The organism is Stenotrophomonas sp. 2619, from assembly GCF_040548725.1.
In the GTDB taxonomy this organism is placed as follows: domain Bacteria; phylum Pseudomonadota; class Gammaproteobacteria; order Xanthomonadales; family Xanthomonadaceae; genus Stenotrophomonas; species Stenotrophomonas maltophilia_AP.
Genome location: NZ_JBEPSF010000017.1, coordinates 1 through 18,475, shown reverse-complemented (window position 1 = coordinate 18,475; position 18,475 = coordinate 1). Strand labels below are relative to the sequence as shown.

Genomic DNA, 18,475 nt, shown 5'->3' with positions numbered 1-18,475 from the left:
ACCGGCCATGGTCGCAGAGCGCGCCGCCCACGCAAAGCACCACGCGCCCGGCGGCGGCAGCTGAACGCCGGAAAACGGCCAGCGCGATCGGCCACGAACGGCATGCCCAAGGACCAGCGGACAGGCGCATGATTTGTTACGGAGTAACACTGCCAGGCCGGCACCCCCTTCCCTGCCCAGCCAAACGCCTGCCCCCATGAAGCCCTCTGCGCTCACCGCCGCCATTGCCTTCGCCCTTGCCGTCACCAGCTTGCCCGCGCTGGCCGACGCGCCCGCCACGCCCGCCGTCACCGACCTGGATGCGGTCACCGTCAGTGCCCAGCTCGACCAGGCCCGCAACACGCTGTCACCCGACATCGGCAGCAGCCAGTACCAGATCACCGCCGAGGACATCCAGAAGCAGCCGCTGGGCGCGTCGGCCCCGCTCAGCCAAGTGCTCCTGCAGGCCCCTGGCGTGGTCCAGGACAGCTACGGCGGGGTCCACGTGCGGGGTGACCACGCCAACCTGCAGTACCGCCTCAACGGGGTCCTGCTGCCCGAATCGATCTCCGGCTTCGGCCAGACCCTGGACGCGCGCACGATCAAGAGCATCCGCCTGATGGATGGCGCGCTGCCGGCCCAGTTCGGCGAGCGCACCGCCGCCGTGGTGGACATCACCACCCGCAGCGGCGCCGAGCTGGGCAATGGCGGCAGCGCCGGCCTCACCACCGGGTCGTTCGGCACGCTCAACCCCAACGCCTCCTGGTGGGGCAGCCAGGGCCGCTGGAGCTGGTACCTGACCGGCAACTACAACCAGAACCAGGTGGGCCTGGAGAACCCGACCGCGTCGCGCCGGCCCGATCATGACGACACCCACCAGGGCAAGGCGTTCGCCGACCTCACCTACCTGGTCAACGACAGCACCCGGCTGAGCCTGTTCGCCGGGTTCGCCAACAACCGCTTCCAGATCCCGACCAACCCCGGCCAGGCGCCGCAGTTCGGCTACCTGGATACCGCCGGGCAGGACTCGGCACAGCTGGACGAGACCCAGCGCGAGACCACCCGCTTCGGCATGCTGGTGCTGCAGGGCACGTTGGGCGACACCGCCTACCAGGTCTCGGCCGGGCAACGGTACAGCGACCTGGCGTTCAACCCGGACGTGGCCGGCGACCTGGTCTTCAGCGGAGTGGCCTCGCAGGTGCAGCGCAGCAACCGCGCCTCCACCGTGCAGGCCGACTTCTCCACCCCGCTGGGCGACAACCACACCCTGCGTTACGGCCTGTACGGCAACAGCGAGCGTGCGCGGGCGGGCAGTACCGCCTGGGTGTTCCCGGTCGATGCGGACGGCAACCAGGCCAGCACCACGCCCCGTGTGATCCCCGACGCCAGCGCCTTCCACGCCAGCACCACCGCGCTGTACGTGCAGGACGAATGGCGCCTCGGCACCGACTGGACGCTCAACTACGGCCTGCGCGGCGACCGCTACCGGGCCTTCGGCGGCACCGAAGGCCAGCTTAGCCCGCGCCTGGGCGTGGTCTGGAACGCCACCGACAGCACGACCGTGCACGCGGGCTACTCGCGCTACTTCACGCCCCCGGCCAGTGAGCTGGTGGCCGGCAGCGACATCGCGCTGTACGACGGCACCACCAATGCGCAGCCGGCCATCGGCAGCACCACGCCGCTGTCCGAGCGCAGCGACTATTACGACGTGGGGATCTCCCAGCAGGTCGGCGAGCACCTGACCCTGGGCCTGGACGCCTACGACCGCAAGGTGGCTCGCCTGCAGGACGAAGGCCAGTTCGGCGCGGCCTACATCTACTCCACCTTCAACTACCGCCGCGGCCACATCCACGGGGTGGAGTTCAGCGCGGACTACAGCCGTGGCCCGCTGAGCGCCTACGTCAATGCGGCCTACAACAAGGCGATGGGCAAGCAGGTGATCACCGGCCAGTACAACCTGGACCCGGAGGCACTGGCCTACGTGCAGGACAACTGGATCCACCTGGACCACGACCAGAAGCTGACCTCCTCGGGCGGGGTGAGCTACGCCTTCGCCGGCCACAACCGGGTGGGCGCGAACTATGTGTTCGGCAGTGGGCTGCGCTCGGATATCGAAGGCGTGCCCAACGGCGGTGAGCTGCCGTCCTACCTGCAGGTGAACCTGAGTGCGGCGCACGATTTCAACGCCGACAGCGGACACCCGCTGCACGCGCAGCTGGCGCTGGTCAACGCACTGGACCGCAGCTACCAGCTGCGCGACGGCGGCGGCATCGGGGTGTTCGCGCCGCAGTGGGGGCCGCGCCGTGGTGCCTACCTGAGCCTGCAGCAGGACTTCTAAGCGGCTACCCGGTCCGCCGGCCGTGCGCCGGCGGGCCCGGGATGCGCAGGATCAGGCGCGGCGCGTGCGTAACGAGGCGTACAGCGCCCAGCCGGCCAGCAGCACGAACCACACCAGGCTCCACATGGGCATGGTGAGGCCGAGGAAACGCCAGTCGATGTTGCCGCAATCACCGGTGCCGGTCAGCACGGTGCGGAACACTTCGAGCGGGCCCATGGTTTCGCTGAGGAAGGCCAGCGGCGGGCCACAGCTCGACCCCATGTCCTTGGGCAGCAGCTGCACGTAGACGTGGCGCCCGGCAATGCCCATCCCGACGGCCGCAGCGATGAAGGCCAGCACGCCATAGGTGCCACGGCCGGCACGCTCGCGCGGGCCATGCAGGGCGCCAATCAGGAACAGCAGGCCGAGCGCGGCGAACGCCAGGCGCTGGAAGATGCACAACGGGCACGGCTCCAACCCGATCTTCAGCTGCAGGAAGATCGCATAGGCGAGCAGCCCGGCGCAGATCAGGAACCCCAGCAGGAACTGGGCGCGGTAATTCCAGCGCAGTGGATTCATTGGCAACACTCGTGAACGTGCAAGGCGCCAAGATTAACAGGGCGCCGCAGGCCCCGACCCGTACCGACCTACCGGCTATCGGCCCGCTGGACCAGACAGCGTGTTCTGTTGACGTTTGAGATCTTGGCTGTGACCCGACAGCAAGAGCGAATGCCTTTGACTCCTTGCCCCGGAAGGGGCGTCGGTACGGGTGGATTGGCGGGACACGCCGTGAATCCGTCCCTGGAGGCTCCGTCGCCGCTTGCGCGAGTGCGCAATCCTGCGCACTCGGCAAGGGCGGGGCTGGGCGTCCTGCCCAGCCCGTCCGACGCATGCGTCGGACCCATGCGGCTCAGGGTCCCGCCAACCCACCCGAACCGCCGCCTGACAGTTCGCTGGTGCCGCAGGCAATTGAACAGCAAGCTATCGAGCAACGTGATTGGCTGCACGTCCGCTGGCGCAAACGCGCGCTGGGGTTGAGGTGCATGGCTCGGCCCTTCCCATGCGCACCGACCAACTGTCCAGGCGCTGGTGTGGGTGGGTCTACGGGACCCTGAGCGCCATGGATGGCGCGACGGAGCCCACACGGGTGAGGGCGCATTGCTTGCGAGGCACTGCCTCGCATGCGTCCGAACGCACAGCCGCCAGCGGCTCGGCCGGGCCGCGGAGCGGGACTTGCGGCGTGTCCCGTAGACCCACCCACACCAGCGCCCCACCGTAGTACGCGATGCGCCTGACCGTTGCCGTTGATCAACACACCAAGAAACCCCTACCCCAGAAACGGAAAAACCCGGCACAAGGCCGGGTTCTTCACCGAATTACGGGTGTTGCGCGTCGATTATTCTTCGACGGCTTCAGCCACGGCAGCCGGACGGTCGACCAGTTCGACGTAGGCCATCGGAGCGTTGTCGCCAGCGCGGAAGCCGCACTTCAGCAGACGCAGGTAGCCACCCGGACGGGTCGCGTAGCGCGGGCCCAGGATGGTGAACAGGTTGCCCACGGCTTCGTTGTCACGCAGACGGGCGAAGGCCAGACGACGGTTGGCGACGGAGTCGACCTTGGCCAGGGTGATCAGCGGCTCGGCGACGCGGCGCAGTTCCTTGGCCTTCGGCAGCGTGGTCTTGATCAGCTCGTGCTTGAACAGCGAGGCGGCCATGTTCTTGAACATAGCTTCGCGGTGGGCGCTGGTGCGGTTGAACTTGCGGCCGGACTTCATGTGACGCATGGACGTGATTCCTTGATTGAATGTTGGATCGGTTGGGTATCGCTGTCGCCATCCTGGCGTTGCTGCTTGGACTGCGGTTGGTCCGATGCCGGCCCTCCTGGCCGACCGTCACCGCAGGCTATGGGCCTGTCGATGCGAGGTACTGCGGGTAAAGCCCCCGCACCCGAAGGTGCGGGGTCAAGCATCTTGCGTAGCGCTGGATCAGCCGAGCATGCCGTGCTGGGCGACACCGGCCGGCGGCCAGTTCTCCAGCTTCATGCCGAGCGAAAGACCGCGCTGTGCGAGGACTTCCTTGATCTCGGTCAGCGACTTCTTGCCGAGGTTCGGGGTCTTGAGCAGTTCCACTTCGGTCTTCTGGATCAGATCGCCGATGTAGTAAATGCTCTCTGCCTTCAGGCAGTTGGCCGAGCGAACGGTCAATTCCAGATCGTCGATCGGGCGCAGCAGCACCGGATCCACGCCGTTGTTGGCCGGCTTGGCTGCACCGCGGTCGCGGTGGGTGAAGTCACCGAAGACCGACAGCTGATCGCTGAGGATATCCGCGGCAGTGCGCACGGCTTCCTCGGCATCGATCGTGCCGTTGGTTTCGATGTCCAGCACCAGCTTGTCCAGATCGGTACGCTGTTCAACGCGGGCCGCTTCCACCGAATAGGCGACGCGACGGACCGGCGAGAACGAGGCGTCCAGGACCAGACGACCGATGGCACGGGTTTCTTCATCCGGACGACGACGCGCGGCCGCCGGCTGGTAGCCGAAACCACGCTCGACCTTCAAACGCATATTGATTGCCGTGTCCTTGGTCAGGTGGCAAATGATATGGTCGTTGTTGAGGATCTCGACGTTGTGATCGACCTTGATATCGGCAGCAGTCACGACACCCGGACCCTGCTTGGACAGCGACACGGTTGCGTTGTCACCGGTATGCATACGGATCGCCACGTCCTTCAGGTTGAGCAGGACTTCAAGCACGTCCTCCTGCAAGCCTTCAAGGGTGGTGTACTCGTGCAGCACGCCGTCGATCTCAACTTCCGTGATGGCGAAGCCCGGGATGGACGACAGCAGCACGCGACGCAGGGCATTGCCCAGCGTATGCCCGTAACCACGCTCCAAGGGTTCGATAACGACCTTGGCGCGGGTGTCGGTAAGGCGTTCGATCTGCGGACCGCGAGGACGCAGAACCTGGTTGGCGGTAACCGTCATGTTGCGGGTTCTCCTAGTGAATCCCCGGCCGTCGCCGGGGATTCTCCAATGTGAATTACTTCGAATACAACTCGACGATCAGCGCTTCGTTGATATCCGCAGGCAGGTCCGCACGATCCGGAACCGCCTTGAAGATGCCGGCGAACTTGCCGGAATCCACTTCAACCCACGACGGACGCAGGTCGTGCGTGGCCGACACGGTCAGGGCTTCCTGAACGCGCAGCTGCTTGGCAGCCTTCTCGGACAGCGCAACAGCGTCGCCAGCCTTGACCTGGTAAGAAGCCAGGTTGACCGACTTGCCGTTCACGGTGACACCGCGGTGCGAGACCAGCTGACGGGCAGCCGGACGGGTCACAGCGAAGCCCATGCGGTAGACAACGTTGTCCAGGCGGGTTTCCAGCAGCTGCAGGAGGTTCTCGCCGGTGTTGCCCTTCTTGGTCGAGGCCTTCTTGTAGTAGTTGCGGAACTGACGCTCCAGCAGACCGTAGATACGCTTGACCTTCTGCTTTTCGCGCAGCTGGGTAGCGTAGTCGGACAGCTTGCCCTTACGGGCAGTGGCGCCGTGCTGGCCGGGCTTCTGCTCCAGCTTGCACTTGGAGTCCAGCGCACGCGCCGGGCTCTTGAGGGAAAGGTCGGCGCCTTCGCGGCGGGCGAGCTTACAGGTAGGACCGATATAACGAGCCATTTCTTATCGCTCCTTTAGACGCGACGCTTCTTCGGCGGACGGCACCCGTTGTGCGGGATTGGCGTCACGTCGATGATGTTGGTGATCTTGTAGCCCACGTTGTTCAGCGAGCGCACGGCCGACTCACGACCCGGACCCGGGCCCTTGATGCGGACTTCCAGGGACTTGACGCCGTAGTCGAGCGCGGCACGGCCGGCCTTCTCGGCAGCCACCTGGGCAGCGAACGGGGTGGACTTGCGCGAACCGCGGAAGCCAGCGCCACCGGAGGTCGCCCACGACAGAGCGTTGCCCTGACGGTCGGTGATGGTCACGATGGTGTTGTTGAAAGAAGCGTGGACGTGGGCGACGCCGTCAGTGACGACGCGCTTGATCTTCTTCTTGGTCTTAGCGACGGGCTTAGCCATTTCTTAGGTCCCTTACTTCCTGATCGCCTTGCGCGGGCCCTTGCGGGTGCGGGCGTTGGTACGGGTGCGCTGGCCACGCAGCGGAAGACCGCGACGGTGACGCAGACCGCGGTAGCAGCCCAGATCCATCAGGCGCTTGATCGCGATACCGATTTCACGGCGCAGATCGCCTTCCACGATGTACTTGCCGACTTCGAGACGAAGACGCTCGATTTCCGGCTCCGACAGATCGCGGATCTTGGTGGTCGAGGTAACGCCTGCGGCGTCGCAGACCTTCTTCGAACGGGTACGGCCGATGCCGTAAATGCTTTGCAACCCGACCCAGACGTGCTTCTGGGCTGGCAGGTTGACGCCTGCAATACGCGCCATGACGCGGTTCTCCAGCTGAGTGATGGCCGACAGCGCACCATGGGGCGCGCCAATCCGGCAGGATGGATCAAAAAAGTGAACTAGCGATACTAACAAGGTTCCGGTTTACTTGGAAGCCCGTGAAACACAAGGTTTCACGAACTTGGCCCAGGGAGTGTGCCCAGGCTCCGGCGCCGGATCAGGTTGACCCCAGGAAATGGCACCTTGGTGCCCTTCCCGGTGACGCCCGCGCTACTCCCGCGCGGGACCACCCGATCTCACCCCCACCCGGAACCGCTGCGGGGGCCGCCCTTCGTTTGTGTGGCCAGGTCCGCGAAGCGGAGGACCATCACGTCAGGAAGACGAAAGTGTAACAGGCTTATCAGCCGCGGGCAAAACCGCCGCGATTGCCGCCCTTCAGGTTGGCCTTTTTCAGCAGGCTCTCGTACTGGTGCGACATCAGGTGCGCCTGGATCTGCGCAATGAAGTCCATCACCACCACCACCACGATCAGCAGCGAGGTGCCGCCGAAGTAGAACGACGCGCCCAGCTGGGTGCGCATGATTTCCGGCAGCAGGCAGACGATCACCAGGTACAGCGAACCGGCGGCGGTCAGGCGGGTCAGCACGGCGTCGACATAGTCGGCCGTCGCCTTGCCCGGACGGATGCCCGGAATCAGCGCGCCCGACTTCTTCAGGTTGTCGGCGGTTTCCTGCGAGTTGAACACCAGCGCGGTATAGAAGAACGCGAAACCGGTGATCAGCGCGGCGAACACGATCATGTGCAGCGGCTCGCCCGGACCCAGCGCGTTGGCCACCTTCTGCAGCCAGGTGGCCGAACTGGCCTGGCCGGACCACATGGCCAGGGTGGTCGGGAACGCCAGGATCGACGAGGCGAAGATGGCCGGGATCACGCCCGCCATGTTCAGCTTCAGCGGCAGGAACGAGGTCTGGTTCATGTACGCGTTGCGACCGCCCTGGCGGCGCGCGTAGTTCACCGTGATCCGACGCTGGCCACGCTCGACGAACACCACGAAGTAGGTGAAGGCCAGCACCACCAGCACGATCAGGAGCAGCGCGATGAAGCTCATGTTGCCGTCGCGGTAGGCTTCCACGGTGTGGATGACCGCGCCCGGCAGGCCGGCCACGATGCCGGCGAAGATGATCAGCGAGACGCCGTTGCCGATGCCACGCTCGGTGACCTGCTCGCCAACCCACATCAGGAAGATCGTACCGGCGGTCAGCGCAACGATGGCGGTGAGCACGAAGCCCATGCCCGGGGCGTACACAACCGGCGCGCCGCTCGGCGACAGCTGGTTCTGCAGCGCCAGCGCGATGCTGCCGCCCTGCACCACGGCCAGCAACACGGCCCCGATGCGGGAATATTGGGTGATCTTGCGACGGCCCGACTCACCTTCCTTCTGCATTGCCTTCAATGCCGGGAAGATATGGACCGCCAGCTGCATCACGATGGACGCCGAGATGTACGGCATCACGTTCAGCGCAAAAATGCTGAAACGGTGCAGGGCGCCGCCCGAGAACATGTTGAACATGTCCACGATGCCGCCGCCCTGCGCCTGCATGAGCGCAAGCATGGCATCGGGATTCACGCCCGGCACCGGCACATAACAGCCGATGCGATAGACGATCAATGCCCCGATGACGAACAGCAGACGCTGGCGAAGTTCCGTGAACTTGCCGAGCCCGCCGCCGAGGTTACCAATGCCAGCTTGCGCCATGTCTTACTCCTGTACGCTGCCGCCGGCAGCTTCGATCGCGGCCTTGGCACTGGCCGTTGCAGCGACGCCCTTCAGGGTGAACGCCTTGGTGACGTCGCCCTTCATGACAATCTTGGCACGCTTTGCGGAGCTCGGGACCAGCTTGGCAGCGCGCAGCGCGGCAAAGTCGATCTCGCCGGCTTCCAGGCGTTCCAGCTGGTAGGACAGGACTTCAGCGGTGTCCTTGGCAATCTTGGAACGGAAACCGACCTTCGGCAGACGACGCTGCATGGGGGTCTGGCCGCCTTCGAAGCCCGCCTTGATCTTGCCGCCACCCTTACGGGCGAACGAACCCTTGTGGCCGCGGCCGCAGGTCTTGCCCAGGCCGGAGCCGATACCACGACCGACGCGGGTACGCTCTTTACGAGCGCCCGGTGCCGGGCTCAATTCATTCAGATGCATGGTCATTGGATTATTCCTCAACCTTGACGAGGTAGTGGACCTTGTTGATCAGACCGCGAACCTGCGGGCTGTCCTTCAGTTCACGGACATCGTTGAGCTTGCCCAGACCCAGCGCACGCACCGACAGGCGATGACGCGCCTGGGCACCACGCAGGCCGCGAACCAGACGGACCTTGACGGTCTTGGTGGTGTCATTAGCCATGGTTGAGATCCTCTACCTTCTTGCCGCGCTTGGCCGCGATGCGGGCCGGCGACTGCATTTCGCTCAGACCCTTCAACGTGGCGCGAACCAGGTTGATCGGGTTGCGCGAACCAACGGCCTTGGCCAGCACGTTCTTGACGCCAACGGCTTCCAGCACGGCGCGCATGGCACCACCGGCGATGACACCCGTACCTTCCGAGGCCGGCATCATGAACACGCGGGCTGCGCCGTGGCCGGACTTCACCGGGTGCCACAGGGTGCCGTTGTTCAGATCGACGTCGGCCAGGTTCTTGCGGGCCTGCTCCATCGACTTCTGGATGGCGACCGGCACTTCGCGCGCCTTGCCATAGCCGAAACCGACCTTGCCTGCGCCATCACCGACCACGGTCAGTGCGGTGAAGGTGAACTGACGACCACCCTTGACGGTCTTGCTGACGCGGTTGACCGCGACCAGCTTTTCGATCATGCCGTCGTCGACTTTCTCTTCGCGGTTACGGTCGCGATCGCGACCCCGCTGCTGACGTTCTTCTGCCATGTTGATTCCTTGATTGATTGAGTATGTACGGCTCGAGGCCGCTTATAGCTGTGAAGTGGTGCGGTGAATCGTTCGTCCCTGCAGAAGAAGGACGTCGCCCGGCGCAACCCGCGCCGGCAGGCAGGTGGAGGCAGGGCTGTGCCCTGCCCCCGAATCCCTTAGAACTGCAGGCCGCCTTCGCGGGCTGCGTCGGCCAGTGCCTTGATGCGGCCGTGGTAGCGGTAGCCCGAGCGGTCGAAAGCGACCTTCTCGATGCCCGCAGCCTTGGCGCGCTCGGCGACCAGCTTGCCCACCTTGGCGGCGGCGTCGCTGTTCTTGCCGTTCTTCAGGCCTTCCTTGACGTCGGCCTGGGTGGTGTTGGCAGCGGCCAGCACCTTGGAGCCATCGGCGGTGAAGACCTGGGCGTACAGGTGCTGACCGGTGCGCAGCACCGACAGACGCGGCACGCCGAGAACGCGGATGTGTGCACGGGTCGACTTGGCGCGACGCAGGCGGGCGATGTTCTTGTTGATGCTCATGATTTGAGTTCCTTGAAAGCTGAAGTGAAGCGGGCTTTTGCTTTGAGGAACCCAGCGATTGACCGCCGGGTTCCCGTGGAAGTTCCCGCGCCTGATTAGGCCTTCTTGGCTTCCTTACGAATGATGACTTCGCCGGCGTACTTCACACCCTTGCCCTTGTAGGGCTCCGGCGGACGGTAGCCACGGATCTTGGCAGCCACTTCACCAACCTGCTGCTTGTCAGCGCCCTGGACCAGCACTTCGGTCTGGGTCGGGGTGGTGATGGTGATGCCTTCCGGGGCCACGAACACGATCGGGTGCGAGAAACCGAGCGACAGGCTCAGGTCCTTGCCCTGCATCGCGGCGCGGTAACCCACGCCGACCAGCTCGAGCTTGCGCTCGAAACCGTCGGTGACGCCCTTGACCATGTTGGCCAGGATGGCGCGCACGGTACCGGTCAGTGCGATCAGGCTCTCGTCATTGGCGGCCAGGGTGGCCACGCCGTTGTCGACGGTGATTTCAACGCCAGCAACCTTGGGCAGCGACAGGGTGCCCTTGGGGCCCTTCACGCTGACGGATTCCGGCTGGATGTTCAGTTCAACGCCCTTGGGCAGGTTGACCGGCTTCTTGGCTACGCGGGACATAGTTGGTTCCTTCTCGCCTTAGGCCACGAAGCACAGGACTTCGCCGCCGACGCCCAACTGGCGCGCCTGCGCATCAGTCATGATGCCCTTGGAGGTGGAGATGATGGAGATGCCCAGGCCGTTGAGGACCTTCGGCAGCTCAGACTTGCCACGGTACTGGCGCAGGCCCGAACGCGAGAAGCGCTTCAGGGTCTCGATAACCGGCTTGCCTTCGAAATACTTCAGGACGATTTCAAGCTCGGCCTTGTTGTTCTCGATCTTGGTCACGCGCAGGTCGGTGATGTAGCCTTCGGCCTTCAACACTTCTGCGATTGCAACCTTGATCTTGGAGGACGGTGCCTTCACCGTCTGCTTGCCTACCGCGGCCGCATTCTTGATGCGTACCAGCAGGTCGGCGATGGGATCAGTCATGCTCATAGTCGATACCTTTGAGTGCACCGATATCCGCTTTCGCGAAAATCTTGCTGTGTTCCTGGGATGGGCCAGAACCCTTGTTACCTGTTCAGCGGACCAACGGTCCGCTCTGCGCCAGCCCCTGTGACGGAGCAAGACGCGGGAGTATACGGCAAAAAGAGCCCGACTTGCGTCGGACTCCTTAATTGGGAACAAACCTGAACAACCGGTCGGTCCCCCTGCCCCACATCCAGGGGATGCGGGGCAGGTTCCGGGACGAATCCCTTACCAGCTGGCCTTGCGCAGGCCCGGCACGTCGCCACGCATGGTGGCTTCGCGCAGCTTGTTGCGGCCGAGGCCGAACTTGCTGTAGACGCCACGCGGGCGGCCGGACAGTTCGCAACGGTTGCGGTGGCGGCTCGGCGACGAATCGCGCGGCAGCTTCTGCAACTTCACGACAGCGTCGGCCTTGTCGGCGTAGGAAGCGGTCGGGCTGGAGATGATCTTCTTCAGCTCTTCACGCTTGCCAGCGAACTTGACGGCCAGCTTGGCGCGCTTCAGATCGCGGTTGACCATGGAGGTCTTTGCCATTTCGGTTTCCTCGACGTATCAGTTACGGAACGGGAACTTGAACGCTGCGAGCAGCGCCTTCGCTTCCGCGTCGGTCTTGGCGGTGGTGGTGATGGCGATATCCATGCCGCGGATCGCGTCGACAGCGTCGAAGTCGATTTCCGGGAAGATGATCTGTTCCTTCACACCCATGTTGAAGTTGCCGCGACCGTCGAAGGAACGACCCGAGACACCACGGAAGTCGCGCACGCGCGGCAGCGAGATGTTGATCAGGCGGTCCAGGAACTCATACATCTTTTCACGACGCAGCGTGGTCTTGCAGCCGATCGGCCAACCATCGCGGATCTTGAACGAAGCCACCGAGACGCGGGACTTGGTCACGATCGGCTTCTGGCCGGAGACCTTGGCCATGTCGGCGACGGCATTTTCCAGGATCTTCTTGTTCGTGGCTGCTTCGCCGACACCCATGTTCAGGGTGACCTTGACCAGCTTCGGAACCTGCATCGGATTGGTGTAGCCGAACTGCTTCATCAGCGCCGGCACCACTTCTTCCTTGTAGAACTTTTCGAGACGGGTATTCATCAGCGCATCCTCAGGCGTCGAGCGCCTCACCGCTGGAGCGGAACACACGCAGTTTGCGTCCATCCTCCAGCACCTTGAAACCAACGCGTTCGCCCTTGCCCGAAGCCGGGTTCAGCACATTCACGTTGGAGATATGGATCGACGCTTCACGCTCGACCACGCCGCCGGCAACGCCTGCCTGCGGGTTCGGCTTGGTGTGGCGCTTGACGATGTTCACGTTGGCGACGATCACACGATCGCCGTCGACGCGGACGACTTCGCCCTGCTTGCCCTTGTCCTTGCCGGTGTTGACGACGACCTGGTCGCCCTTCTTGATACGGTTAGCCATGATTATCTCCTGTCGCTCACAGCACTTCGGGAGCGAGCGAGACGATCTTCATGAACTTCTCGGTACGAAGTTCACGCGTCACCGGTCCGAAGATGCGGGTGCCGATCGGCTCTTGCTTGTTGTTGAGCAGGACCGCGGCGTTGGCGTCAAAACGGATCAGCGAACCGTCGGCGCGACGCACACCCTTGCGGGTACGCACCACGACGGCGTCGAACACTTCACCCTTCTTGACCTTGCCGCGCGGGATCGCATCCTTCACGGTGACCTTGATGATGTCACCGATGTGGGCGTAGCGACGCTTGGAGCCGCCCAGCACCTTGATGCACATCACTTCCTTGGCACCGGAATTGTCCGCGACCTCGAGGTAGCTCTGCATCTGGATCATGATTCAGATCTCCTTATTCAGCCGCACGCGTGATGACTTCCACCACGCGCCAGTTCTTGGTCTTGGACATCGGAGCAATCTCGGTCACGCGGACGACATCGCCTTCGTTGCAGGCGTTGTCGGCGTCGTGGGCGTGCAGCTTGGTCGAACGCTTGATGTACTTGCCGTACAGGGCGTGCTTGACCAGGCGTTCCACCAACACGGTGACCGTCTTGTCCATCTTGTTGCTGACGACACGGCCTTCGACCGTGCGCAGCGCTTTGTTTTCAGTATTGTCGCTCATCGCGGCCATCCTTACTTGGTGCTGCCGAGCAGGGTCTTGACGCGAGCAATCTCGCGGCGGACCCGGCGGGTTTCGTGAGTCTTCGGCAGCTGGCCAGTAACCTGCTGCATACGGAGCGAGAACTGCTCCTTACGCAGGTCGGTCAGGTGGGCCTTCAGATCGTCAGCCGACTTTTCGCGAAGTTGTTTGATATCCATTACATCACCGTCCGGGTCACGAAGGTGGTGGTCACGGAGAGCTTGGCAGCTGCCAGGCGGAACGCCTCGCGAGCCACGCTTTCATCCACACCTTCAATTTCATAGATCATGCGGCCGGGCTGGATCTGGGCTACCCAGTACTCCACGTTGCCCTTACCAGAACCCATTCGAACTTCGATGGGCTTCTTGGTGATCGGCTTGTCGGGGAACACTCGGATCCACATCTTGCCGCCGCGCTTGACGTAGCGGCTGATCGAGCGGCGAGCCGCTTCGATCTGACGCGCGGTCAGCTGACCATGAGCGGTTGCCTTCAGGCCGTATTCGCCGAAGCTGACAGCGTTGGCGCTCCAGCTCAGGCCATCGTTACGGCCCTTGTGTACCTTGCGGTATTTGGTTCGCTTGGGTTGCAACATTGCCGTTACCTCGCTTCACGAGCCGGGCGCTGACGGTCACCGCGGTCGCCGCGATCGTTACGATCGTTGCGCGGGGAATCGTCCTGCTTTTCCTGGCCAACCTGGGAGAAATCGAAAACCTCGCCCTTGTAGATCCAGACCTTGATGCCGATGATGCCGTAGGTCGTCTTGGCTTCAGCGAAGCCATAGTCGATGTCGGCACGCAGCGTGTGCAGCGGCACGCGGCCTTCGCGGTACCACTCCGAACGGGCGATTTCTGCACCGTTGAGGCGGCCACCCACGTTGACCTTGATGCCCAGGGCACCCAGGCGCATCGCGTTGCCGACCGAGCGCTTCATGGCGCGGCGGAACATGATGCGACGCTCCAGCTGCTGCGCGATCGACTCGGCAACCAGCTGTGCGTCCAGCTCGGGCTTGCGCACTTCGGTGACGTTGATGTGCGCCGGAACGCCCATCATCTCGCTCACTTCCTTACGCAGCTTTTCGATGTCCTCACCGCGCTTGCCGATCACCACGCCCGGACGGGCGGTGTGGATCGTCACGCGAGCGGTCTTTGCCGGACGCTCGATAAGGATCTTGCTGATGCCGGCCTGCGCAAGCTTCTTGCGCAGCATTTCCCGCACCTTCAGGTCGGCCGCCAGGTAACCAGCGAACTCGCCCTTGTTGGCGTACCACTTGGAGTTCCAGTCCTTGGAAATACCGAGGCGGATACCAATCGGATGAACTTTATGACCCATGGTGTTTTCCTTTCCGCTTACTTGCCGGCGCCCACAACCACAGTGATGTGGCTGGTGCGCTTGAGGATGCGGGTGCCGCGGCCTTTCGCCCGCGCCATGAAACGCTTCAGGGTCGGACCTTCATCTACCATGATGGTCTGAACCTTCAGCTCGTCGACGTCGGCGCCCTGGTTGTTCTCGGCATTTGCGATAGCCGACTCCACCACCTTCTTGATCAGGTGGGCAGCCTTCTTGTCCGAAAACTTCAGCAGGTTGACCGCACGCTCGGCCGGCAGGCCGCGCACCTGGTCAGCGACCAGGCGGGCTTTCTGCGCAGAGATGCGCGCGGAGCGCAGGATTGCTTTCGCTTCCATTGTCATCTCTCCTTACTTGCCCGACTTCTTGTCACCACCGTGACCCTTGAAGGTCCGGGTGATGGCAAATTCGCCGAGCTTGTGGCCGACCATGTTCTCGTTGACGAGCACCGGAACGTGGTTCTTGCCGTTATGAACGGCGATGGTGATGCCTACCATTTCCGGCAGGATCATCGAACGGCGCGACCAGGTCTTGATCGGCTTCTTGCTACCCGCAGCGGCCTCCACCTTCTTGACGAGGTGGTGATCGACGAACGGGCCCTTCTTGAGTGAACGTGCCATGGTCGATTAGCCCCTACGATCGCGGACGATGAATTGCTGGGTGCGCTTGTTCTTGCGCGTCTTGTAACCCTTGGTCGGAACACCCCACGGGGTGACCGGATGCGGATTACCCTGGCCGGCCTTCGCCTCACCACCACCGTGCGGATGGTCAACCGGGTTCATGGCAGCACCACGAACGGTCGGGCGGACACCGCGCCAGCGCTTGGCGCCAGCCTTGCCCAGCTTTTCCAGGTTGTGTTCGTCGTTACCGACTTCACCGATGGTGGCGCGGCACTCGACCGGCACCTTACGCATTTCACCCGAGCGCAGGCGCAGGGTGGCGTAGATACCTTCACGAGCGACGAGCTGCACGGCGGCGCCGGCGGCACGTGCGATCTGGGCACCCTTGCCCGGCTTCAGTTCGATGCCGTGGACAGTGGTACCGACCGGGATGTTGCGCAGCGGCAGCGTGTTACCGGTCTTGATCGGCGCATCCGAACCCGCGATCACCTGGTCACCGGCCTTCAGGCCCTTCGGTGCGATGATGTAGCGGCGTTCGCCGTCGACGTAGCACAGCAGGGCGATATGGGCGGTGCGGTTCGGATCGTATTCGATGCGTTCCACGCGCGCCGGAATGCCTTCCTTGTTGCGCTTGAAGTCGATGACACGGTAGTGCTGCTTGTGGCCACCACCAACGTGACGGGTGGTGATGCGGCCGTGGTGGTTACGACCACCGGACTTGCTCTGCGGCTCCAGCAACGCTGCGTGCGGTGCGCCCTTGTGCAGATCGGGCGTAACCACGCGCACGGCCGAACGGCGGCCGGGGGAAGTGGGCTTGAATTTCATCAATGGCATGGGATGTACCTCAGGCCTTGGCCGTTACATCGATGGACTGGCCATCGGCGAGACGCACGTATGCCTTGCGCCAATCGCCGCGACGGCCGGTGCGGTTACGGAAGGACTTGTTCTTGCCCTTCACGTTCAGCACGTTGACCGACTCGACCTTGACATCGAACAGCTGCTCAACCGCGGCCTTTACATCGGCCTTGGTCGCTTCGTTCGACACTTCAAAGACATACTGGTTGGAATGTTCCTGCAGGCGCGCGGTCTTTTCGGAGACTCGCGGAGCGCGAAGAACGCTGAAGATTTTCTCGTTGGCGCTCATGCCAGCCACTCCTCGACCTTCTTGACCGCGTCAGCGGTGATGACGACCGTGTCGGCACCGACCAGCGACACCGGGTCCAGGCCCTGCACGTCACGCACTTCCACGTAGGGAATGTTGCGGGCCGACAGGTACAGGTGCTCGGAAGCATCTTCGGTGACGATCAGCGGACGCTTGCCCACTTCCAGGCCGGCCAGCTTGGCGATCAGAGCCTTCGTGTTGGTCGCTTCGACATCGAAGGACTCCACGATGGTCAGACGGCCCTGACGGTTCAGCTCGGACAGGATCGCGCACATGGCTGCACGGTACTGCTTGCGATTGACCTTCTGCTCGAAGCTGCGCGGCTTGGCCGCGAAGGTGACACCGCCGCCGACGAAGATCGGAGCCGTCAGTGCGCCATGACGCGCGCCGCCGCCCTTCTGCTTCTTCGACTTCTTGGTGGTACCAGCCACTTCAGAGCGAGTCTTCTGTGCCTTGGTGCCGGCGCGGCCGGCGTTGCGATAGGCGACGACGACCTGGTGAACCAGATCTTCGCTGAAATCGCGACCGAACACGGCGTCGGAGACCGAGACCTTGTTGTTGCTACCCGTGATAACGAGTTCCATCGTCATCTCTCCTTATGCCTTGCTCGCCGGACGGACGATCACGTCGCCACCCGCCGCGCCCGGAACGGCGCCGCGAACCGCGATCAGACCGCGCTCGACGTCGACCTTGACAACTTCCAGGTTCTGGGTGCTCTGCTGCACCGAGCCCATGTGACCGGACATCTTCTTGCCCGGGAACACGCGACCTGGCGTCTGGCGCTGACCCAGCGAACCCGGCGCGCGATGCGACAGCGAGTTGCCGTGGGTAGCGTCACCCATACGGAAGTTGTAGCGCTTGATGGTGCCCTGGAAGCCCTTACCCTTGGTGACACCCTGGACGTCGACGATCTGGCCGACTTCAAAGATGTCCGCCTTGACTTCGCCACCGACGGCGAAATCGCCGAGCTGGGCGTCTTCAACGCGGAATTCCCACAGGCCACGGCCCGCGTCGACCTTCGCCTTGGCGAAGTGACCGGCTTCCGGCTTGTTGACCAGGGCAGCGCGACGCGCGCCGACGGTCACCTGCACGGCGCTGTAGCCGTCGGATTCGACGGTCTTGATCTGCGCGATGCGGTTCGGGGTAGCTTCAATCAGGGTTACCGGGATGGCCTGGCCATCTTCGGTGAACACGCGGCTCATGCCAGCCTTGCGGCCCACGAAGCCCAACGAATATTTCTTCGTCATGGTCGTAGTCCTCAGGTCAGCTTGATCTGAACGTCGACGCCGGCAGCCAGTTCGAGCTTCATCAGCGCGTCCACGGTCTTGTCGTTCGGGTCAACGATATCGAGCACGCGCTTGTGCGTGCGGGTCTCGTACTGGTCACGCGCGTCCTTGTCGACGTGCGGGGAAACGAGAATGGTGTAACGCTCGATCTTGGTCGGCAGGGGGATCGGGCCACGCACTTGCGCGCCGGTCCGCTTTGCCGTTTCTACGATCTCGCTGGCCGAACGGTCGATCAAACGATGATCGAACGCCTTCAGCCGAATCCGGATCTTTTGGTCCGCCATGACGGTGGGTTCCTTCGTTAAAAGAGCGACGGACAAGGCCTCTGGGTTGCCTTGTCCCATGAATATCCTGAATGCAGACGCCGCACATTCCCGTGCGGCGACAAGATCTTTCCGTAGACCTCAAAAATCGAGGCAGACCGGTCTCCCGATCTGCCCAGACAAAAAGTATAGCGCGCATACAACGCGGCGGTCAACAGGGGACCTGCTGACACTGCCTGAATGGCGCGACCCTTCCTGGTCCGGGGAACACGAGGTGCGTCCTGCGCCTCTTTTCCCATTTAATTACGCCCCGATGCCCTACCCAGGCAACATCGGGGCGCAGATTCTAGCAGATTATGCCAGGATCTTCGACACCACGCCGGCGCCGACGGTACGGCCGCCTTCGCGAATCGCGAAGCGCAGGCCTTCGTCCATGGCGACCGGGTTGATCAGGGTGACAACCATCTT

General features: G+C 63.4%; 30 protein-coding genes. 1 reads left to right on the top strand and 29 read right to left on the bottom strand.

All coding sequences use genetic code 11. The features are described from left to right. Positions 1–196 precede the first annotated feature (196 nt). Positions 197–2,317 (top strand): TonB-dependent receptor, encoded by a 2,121-nt coding sequence (locus ABIA71_RS16335; protein WP_354286569.1) that lies wholly within the window; start codon positions 197–199, stop codon positions 2,315–2,317. Between the two features lie 51 nt (positions 2,318–2,368). Here the strand turns inward: ABIA71_RS16335 and ABIA71_RS16330 are convergent, their stop codons facing one another. The 29 genes from ABIA71_RS16330 to ABIA71_RS16190 form a co-directional block, all read right to left on the bottom strand. Continuing rightward, a complete protein-coding gene (locus ABIA71_RS16330; protein WP_354286567.1) occupies positions 2,369–2,875 on the bottom strand; it encodes a disulfide bond formation protein B in 507 nt (168 codons plus the stop codon). 817 nt (positions 2,876–3,692) lie between these two features. Continuing rightward, positions 3,693–4,079, bottom strand: coding sequence for a 50S ribosomal protein L17 (gene rplQ, locus ABIA71_RS16325; RefSeq protein WP_038690259.1), 387 nt, complete (start codon positions 4,077–4,079; stop codon positions 3,693–3,695). Between the two features lie 201 nt (positions 4,080–4,280). Next, entirely contained in the window at positions 4,281–5,279 is a 999-nt protein-coding gene (locus ABIA71_RS16320; protein WP_038690260.1) for a DNA-directed RNA polymerase subunit alpha, read from the bottom strand. Between the two features lie 55 nt (positions 5,280–5,334). Beyond that, positions 5,335–5,964, bottom strand: coding sequence for a 30S ribosomal protein S4 (rpsD, locus tag ABIA71_RS16315; protein ID WP_038690262.1), 630 nt, complete (start codon positions 5,962–5,964; stop codon positions 5,335–5,337). 14 nt (positions 5,965–5,978) lie between these two features. Continuing rightward, complete coding sequence (gene rpsK, locus ABIA71_RS16310; RefSeq protein ID WP_017355427.1) at positions 5,979–6,368, bottom strand: 30S ribosomal protein S11; 390 nt, start codon at positions 6,366–6,368, stop codon at positions 5,979–5,981. 12 nt (positions 6,369–6,380) lie between these two features. Further along, entirely contained in the window at positions 6,381–6,737 is a 357-nt protein-coding gene (rpsM, locus tag ABIA71_RS16305) for a 30S ribosomal protein S13 (RefSeq protein ID WP_019186163.1), read from the bottom strand. Between the two features lie 361 nt (positions 6,738–7,098). Then, a complete protein-coding gene (gene secY, locus ABIA71_RS16300) occupies positions 7,099–8,454 on the bottom strand; it encodes a preprotein translocase subunit SecY (RefSeq protein WP_038690265.1) in 1,356 nt (451 codons plus the stop codon). A gap of 3 nt (positions 8,455–8,457) precedes the next feature. After that, a complete protein-coding gene (gene rplO / locus ABIA71_RS16295; protein WP_128095569.1) occupies positions 8,458–8,901 on the bottom strand; it encodes a 50S ribosomal protein L15 in 444 nt (147 codons plus the stop codon). A gap of 4 nt (positions 8,902–8,905) precedes the next feature. After that, positions 8,906–9,097: a 50S ribosomal protein L30 gene (rpmD, locus tag ABIA71_RS16290; RefSeq protein WP_038690275.1), complete on the bottom strand. Its 192-nt coding sequence runs from the start codon at positions 9,095–9,097 to the stop codon at positions 8,906–8,908. Next, complete coding sequence (rpsE, locus tag ABIA71_RS16285) at positions 9,090–9,632, bottom strand: 30S ribosomal protein S5 (protein ID WP_038690276.1); 543 nt, start codon at positions 9,630–9,632, stop codon at positions 9,090–9,092. Before rpsE ends, rpmD begins: the two co-directional genes overlap by 8 nt. A gap of 158 nt (positions 9,633–9,790) precedes the next feature. Then, positions 9,791–10,150 (bottom strand): 50S ribosomal protein L18, encoded by a 360-nt coding sequence (gene rplR, locus ABIA71_RS16280; RefSeq protein ID WP_038690277.1) that lies wholly within the window; start codon positions 10,148–10,150, stop codon positions 9,791–9,793. Positions 10,151–10,245: 95 nt separating this feature from the next. Beyond that, positions 10,246–10,773: a 50S ribosomal protein L6 gene (gene rplF, locus ABIA71_RS16275; RefSeq protein WP_128095570.1), complete on the bottom strand. Its 528-nt coding sequence runs from the start codon at positions 10,771–10,773 to the stop codon at positions 10,246–10,248. Positions 10,774–10,791: 18 nt separating this feature from the next. After that, the gene (gene rpsH, locus ABIA71_RS16270) at positions 10,792–11,190 is read right to left on the bottom strand and encodes a 30S ribosomal protein S8 (RefSeq protein WP_019186156.1); all 399 of its coding nucleotides are present in this window, start codon (positions 11,188–11,190) and stop codon (positions 10,792–10,794) included. 261 nt (positions 11,191–11,451) lie between these two features. Further along, positions 11,452–11,757, bottom strand: coding sequence for a 30S ribosomal protein S14 (gene rpsN / locus ABIA71_RS16265; RefSeq protein WP_038690281.1), 306 nt, complete (start codon positions 11,755–11,757; stop codon positions 11,452–11,454). Between the two features lie 18 nt (positions 11,758–11,775). Next, entirely contained in the window at positions 11,776–12,318 is a 543-nt protein-coding gene (rplE, locus tag ABIA71_RS16260) for a 50S ribosomal protein L5 (protein ID WP_038690283.1), read from the bottom strand. A 10-nt stretch (positions 12,319–12,328) separates the two neighbouring features. Then, positions 12,329–12,646, bottom strand: a complete 318-nt coding sequence (rplX, locus tag ABIA71_RS16255; RefSeq protein WP_017355416.1) for a 50S ribosomal protein L24 — start codon at positions 12,644–12,646, stop codon at positions 12,329–12,331. Positions 12,647–12,662: 16 nt separating this feature from the next. Next, entirely contained in the window at positions 12,663–13,031 is a 369-nt protein-coding gene (gene rplN, locus ABIA71_RS16250; RefSeq protein ID WP_038690286.1) for a 50S ribosomal protein L14, read from the bottom strand. A gap of 13 nt (positions 13,032–13,044) precedes the next feature. Next, positions 13,045–13,314, bottom strand: a complete 270-nt coding sequence (gene rpsQ, locus ABIA71_RS16245) for a 30S ribosomal protein S17 (protein WP_038692463.1) — start codon at positions 13,312–13,314, stop codon at positions 13,045–13,047. 11 nt (positions 13,315–13,325) lie between these two features. Further along, positions 13,326–13,511: a 50S ribosomal protein L29 gene (rpmC, locus tag ABIA71_RS16240; RefSeq protein WP_017355413.1), complete on the bottom strand. Its 186-nt coding sequence runs from the start codon at positions 13,509–13,511 to the stop codon at positions 13,326–13,328. Further along, on the bottom strand, positions 13,511–13,924 hold the full coding sequence (gene rplP / locus ABIA71_RS16235; RefSeq protein ID WP_017355412.1) for a 50S ribosomal protein L16: 414 nt from the start codon (positions 13,922–13,924) through the stop codon (positions 13,511–13,513). Before rplP ends, rpmC begins: the two co-directional genes overlap by 1 nt. Positions 13,925–13,929: 5 nt before the next feature. Continuing rightward, positions 13,930–14,661, bottom strand: a complete 732-nt coding sequence (gene rpsC, locus ABIA71_RS16230; protein ID WP_038690288.1) for a 30S ribosomal protein S3 — start codon at positions 14,659–14,661, stop codon at positions 13,930–13,932. Between the two features lie 17 nt (positions 14,662–14,678). Next, positions 14,679–15,014: a 50S ribosomal protein L22 gene (gene rplV, locus ABIA71_RS16225; RefSeq protein ID WP_017355410.1), complete on the bottom strand. Its 336-nt coding sequence runs from the start codon at positions 15,012–15,014 to the stop codon at positions 14,679–14,681. A 12-nt stretch (positions 15,015–15,026) separates the two neighbouring features. Beyond that, the gene (gene rpsS / locus ABIA71_RS16220; RefSeq protein WP_017355409.1) at positions 15,027–15,296 is read right to left on the bottom strand and encodes a 30S ribosomal protein S19; all 270 of its coding nucleotides are present in this window, start codon (positions 15,294–15,296) and stop codon (positions 15,027–15,029) included. Between the two features lie 6 nt (positions 15,297–15,302). Further along, positions 15,303–16,130, bottom strand: coding sequence for a 50S ribosomal protein L2 (rplB, locus tag ABIA71_RS16215; protein WP_038690292.1), 828 nt, complete (start codon positions 16,128–16,130; stop codon positions 15,303–15,305). A gap of 10 nt (positions 16,131–16,140) precedes the next feature. Continuing rightward, entirely contained in the window at positions 16,141–16,440 is a 300-nt protein-coding gene (rplW, locus tag ABIA71_RS16210) for a 50S ribosomal protein L23 (protein WP_038690294.1), read from the bottom strand. Beyond that, entirely contained in the window at positions 16,437–17,042 is a 606-nt protein-coding gene (gene rplD, locus ABIA71_RS16205) for a 50S ribosomal protein L4 (RefSeq protein WP_038690296.1), read from the bottom strand. The genes rplW and rplD overlap by 4 nt, the downstream gene beginning before the upstream one ends. 12 nt (positions 17,043–17,054) lie before the next feature. Then, positions 17,055–17,705 carry a 50S ribosomal protein L3 gene (gene rplC / locus ABIA71_RS16200; protein ID WP_128095572.1) on the bottom strand — a complete coding sequence of 217 codons (651 nt, stop codon included), beginning with the start codon at positions 17,703–17,705 and terminating at the stop codon, positions 17,055–17,057. A gap of 11 nt (positions 17,706–17,716) precedes the next feature. Continuing rightward, a complete protein-coding gene (rpsJ, locus tag ABIA71_RS16195) occupies positions 17,717–18,028 on the bottom strand; it encodes a 30S ribosomal protein S10 (protein ID WP_010341589.1) in 312 nt (103 codons plus the stop codon). Positions 18,029–18,361: 333 nt separating this feature from the next. Then, positions 18,362–18,475, bottom strand: a 114-nt coding sequence (locus ABIA71_RS16190) for an EF-Tu C-terminal domain-related protein (protein ID WP_502961270.1), incomplete at its 5' end; no start/stop codon positions are given.

Excerpts from the sequence above, each read along its gene's own strand:
- rplX (WP_017355416.1), bottom strand. The coding sequence starts at position 12,646 with ATGGCTAACCGTATCAAGAAGGGCGACCAGGTCGTCGTCAACACCGGC.
- secY (WP_038690265.1), bottom strand. The coding sequence starts at position 8,454 with ATGGCGCAAGCTGGCATTGGTAACCTCGGCGGCGGGCTCGGCAAGTTC.
- rpsM (WP_019186163.1), bottom strand. The coding sequence starts at position 6,737 with ATGGCGCGTATTGCAGGCGTCAACCTGCCAGCCCAGAAGCACGTCTGG.
- rplC (WP_128095572.1), bottom strand. The coding sequence starts at position 17,705 with ATGACGAAGAAATATTCGTTGGGCTTCGTGGGCCGCAAGGCTGGCATG.
- rpsS (WP_017355409.1), bottom strand. The coding sequence starts at position 15,296 with ATGGCACGTTCACTCAAGAAGGGCCCGTTCGTCGATCACCACCTCGTC.
- rplE (WP_038690283.1), bottom strand. The coding sequence starts at position 12,318 with ATGAATACCCGTCTCGAAAAGTTCTACAAGGAAGAAGTGGTGCCGGCG.
- rpsD (WP_038690262.1), bottom strand. The coding sequence starts at position 5,964 with ATGGCTCGTTATATCGGTCCTACCTGTAAGCTCGCCCGCCGCGAAGGC.
- rplP (WP_017355412.1), bottom strand. The coding sequence starts at position 13,924 with ATGTTGCAACCCAAGCGAACCAAATACCGCAAGGTACACAAGGGCCGT.
- rpsN (WP_038690281.1), bottom strand. The coding sequence starts at position 11,757 with ATGGCAAAGACCTCCATGGTCAACCGCGATCTGAAGCGCGCCAAGCTG.
- rpsK (WP_017355427.1), bottom strand. The coding sequence starts at position 6,368 with ATGGCTAAGCCCGTCGCTAAGACCAAGAAGAAGATCAAGCGCGTCGTC.
- rplR (WP_038690277.1), bottom strand. The coding sequence starts at position 10,150 with ATGAGCATCAACAAGAACATCGCCCGCCTGCGTCGCGCCAAGTCGACC.
- rpmD (WP_038690275.1), bottom strand. The coding sequence starts at position 9,097 with ATGGCTAATGACACCACCAAGACCGTCAAGGTCCGTCTGGTTCGCGGC.
- ABIA71_RS16330 (WP_354286567.1), bottom strand. The coding sequence starts at position 2,875 with ATGAATCCACTGCGCTGGAATTACCGCGCCCAGTTCCTGCTGGGGTTC.
- rplB (WP_038690292.1), bottom strand. The coding sequence starts at position 16,130 with ATGCCATTGATGAAATTCAAGCCCACTTCCCCCGGCCGCCGTTCGGCC.
- rpsE (WP_038690276.1), bottom strand. The coding sequence starts at position 9,632 with ATGGCAGAAGAACGTCAGCAGCGGGGTCGCGATCGCGACCGTAACCGC.
- rplD (WP_038690296.1), bottom strand. The coding sequence starts at position 17,042 with ATGGAACTCGTTATCACGGGTAGCAACAACAAGGTCTCGGTCTCCGAC.
- rpsJ (WP_010341589.1), bottom strand. The coding sequence starts at position 18,028 with ATGGCGGACCAAAAGATCCGGATTCGGCTGAAGGCGTTCGATCATCGT.
- ABIA71_RS16335 (WP_354286569.1), top strand. The coding sequence starts at position 197 with ATGAAGCCCTCTGCGCTCACCGCCGCCATTGCCTTCGCCCTTGCCGTC.
- rpsC (WP_038690288.1), bottom strand. The coding sequence starts at position 14,661 with ATGGGTCATAAAGTTCATCCGATTGGTATCCGCCTCGGTATTTCCAAG.
- rpsH (WP_019186156.1), bottom strand. The coding sequence starts at position 11,190 with ATGAGCATGACTGATCCCATCGCCGACCTGCTGGTACGCATCAAGAAT.
- rplN (WP_038690286.1), bottom strand. The coding sequence starts at position 13,031 with ATGATCCAGATGCAGAGCTACCTCGAGGTCGCGGACAATTCCGGTGCC.
- rplF (WP_128095570.1), bottom strand. The coding sequence starts at position 10,773 with ATGTCCCGCGTAGCCAAGAAGCCGGTCAACCTGCCCAAGGGCGTTGAA.
- rpmC (WP_017355413.1), bottom strand. The coding sequence starts at position 13,511 with ATGGATATCAAACAACTTCGCGAAAAGTCGGCTGACGATCTGAAGGCC.
- ABIA71_RS16320 (WP_038690260.1), bottom strand. The coding sequence starts at position 5,279 with ATGACGGTTACCGCCAACCAGGTTCTGCGTCCTCGCGGTCCGCAGATC.
- rplW (WP_038690294.1), bottom strand. The coding sequence starts at position 16,440 with ATGAGCGCCAACGAGAAAATCTTCAGCGTTCTTCGCGCTCCGCGAGTC.
- rplQ (WP_038690259.1), bottom strand. The coding sequence starts at position 4,079 with ATGCGTCACATGAAGTCCGGCCGCAAGTTCAACCGCACCAGCGCCCAC.
- rplO (WP_128095569.1), bottom strand. The coding sequence starts at position 8,901 with ATGACCATGCATCTGAATGAATTGAGCCCGGCACCGGGCGCTCGTAAA.
- rplV (WP_017355410.1), bottom strand. The coding sequence starts at position 15,014 with ATGGAAGCGAAAGCAATCCTGCGCTCCGCGCGCATCTCTGCGCAGAAA.
- rpsQ (WP_038692463.1), bottom strand. The coding sequence starts at position 13,314 with ATGAGCGACAATACTGAAAACAAAGCGCTGCGCACGGTCGAAGGCCGT.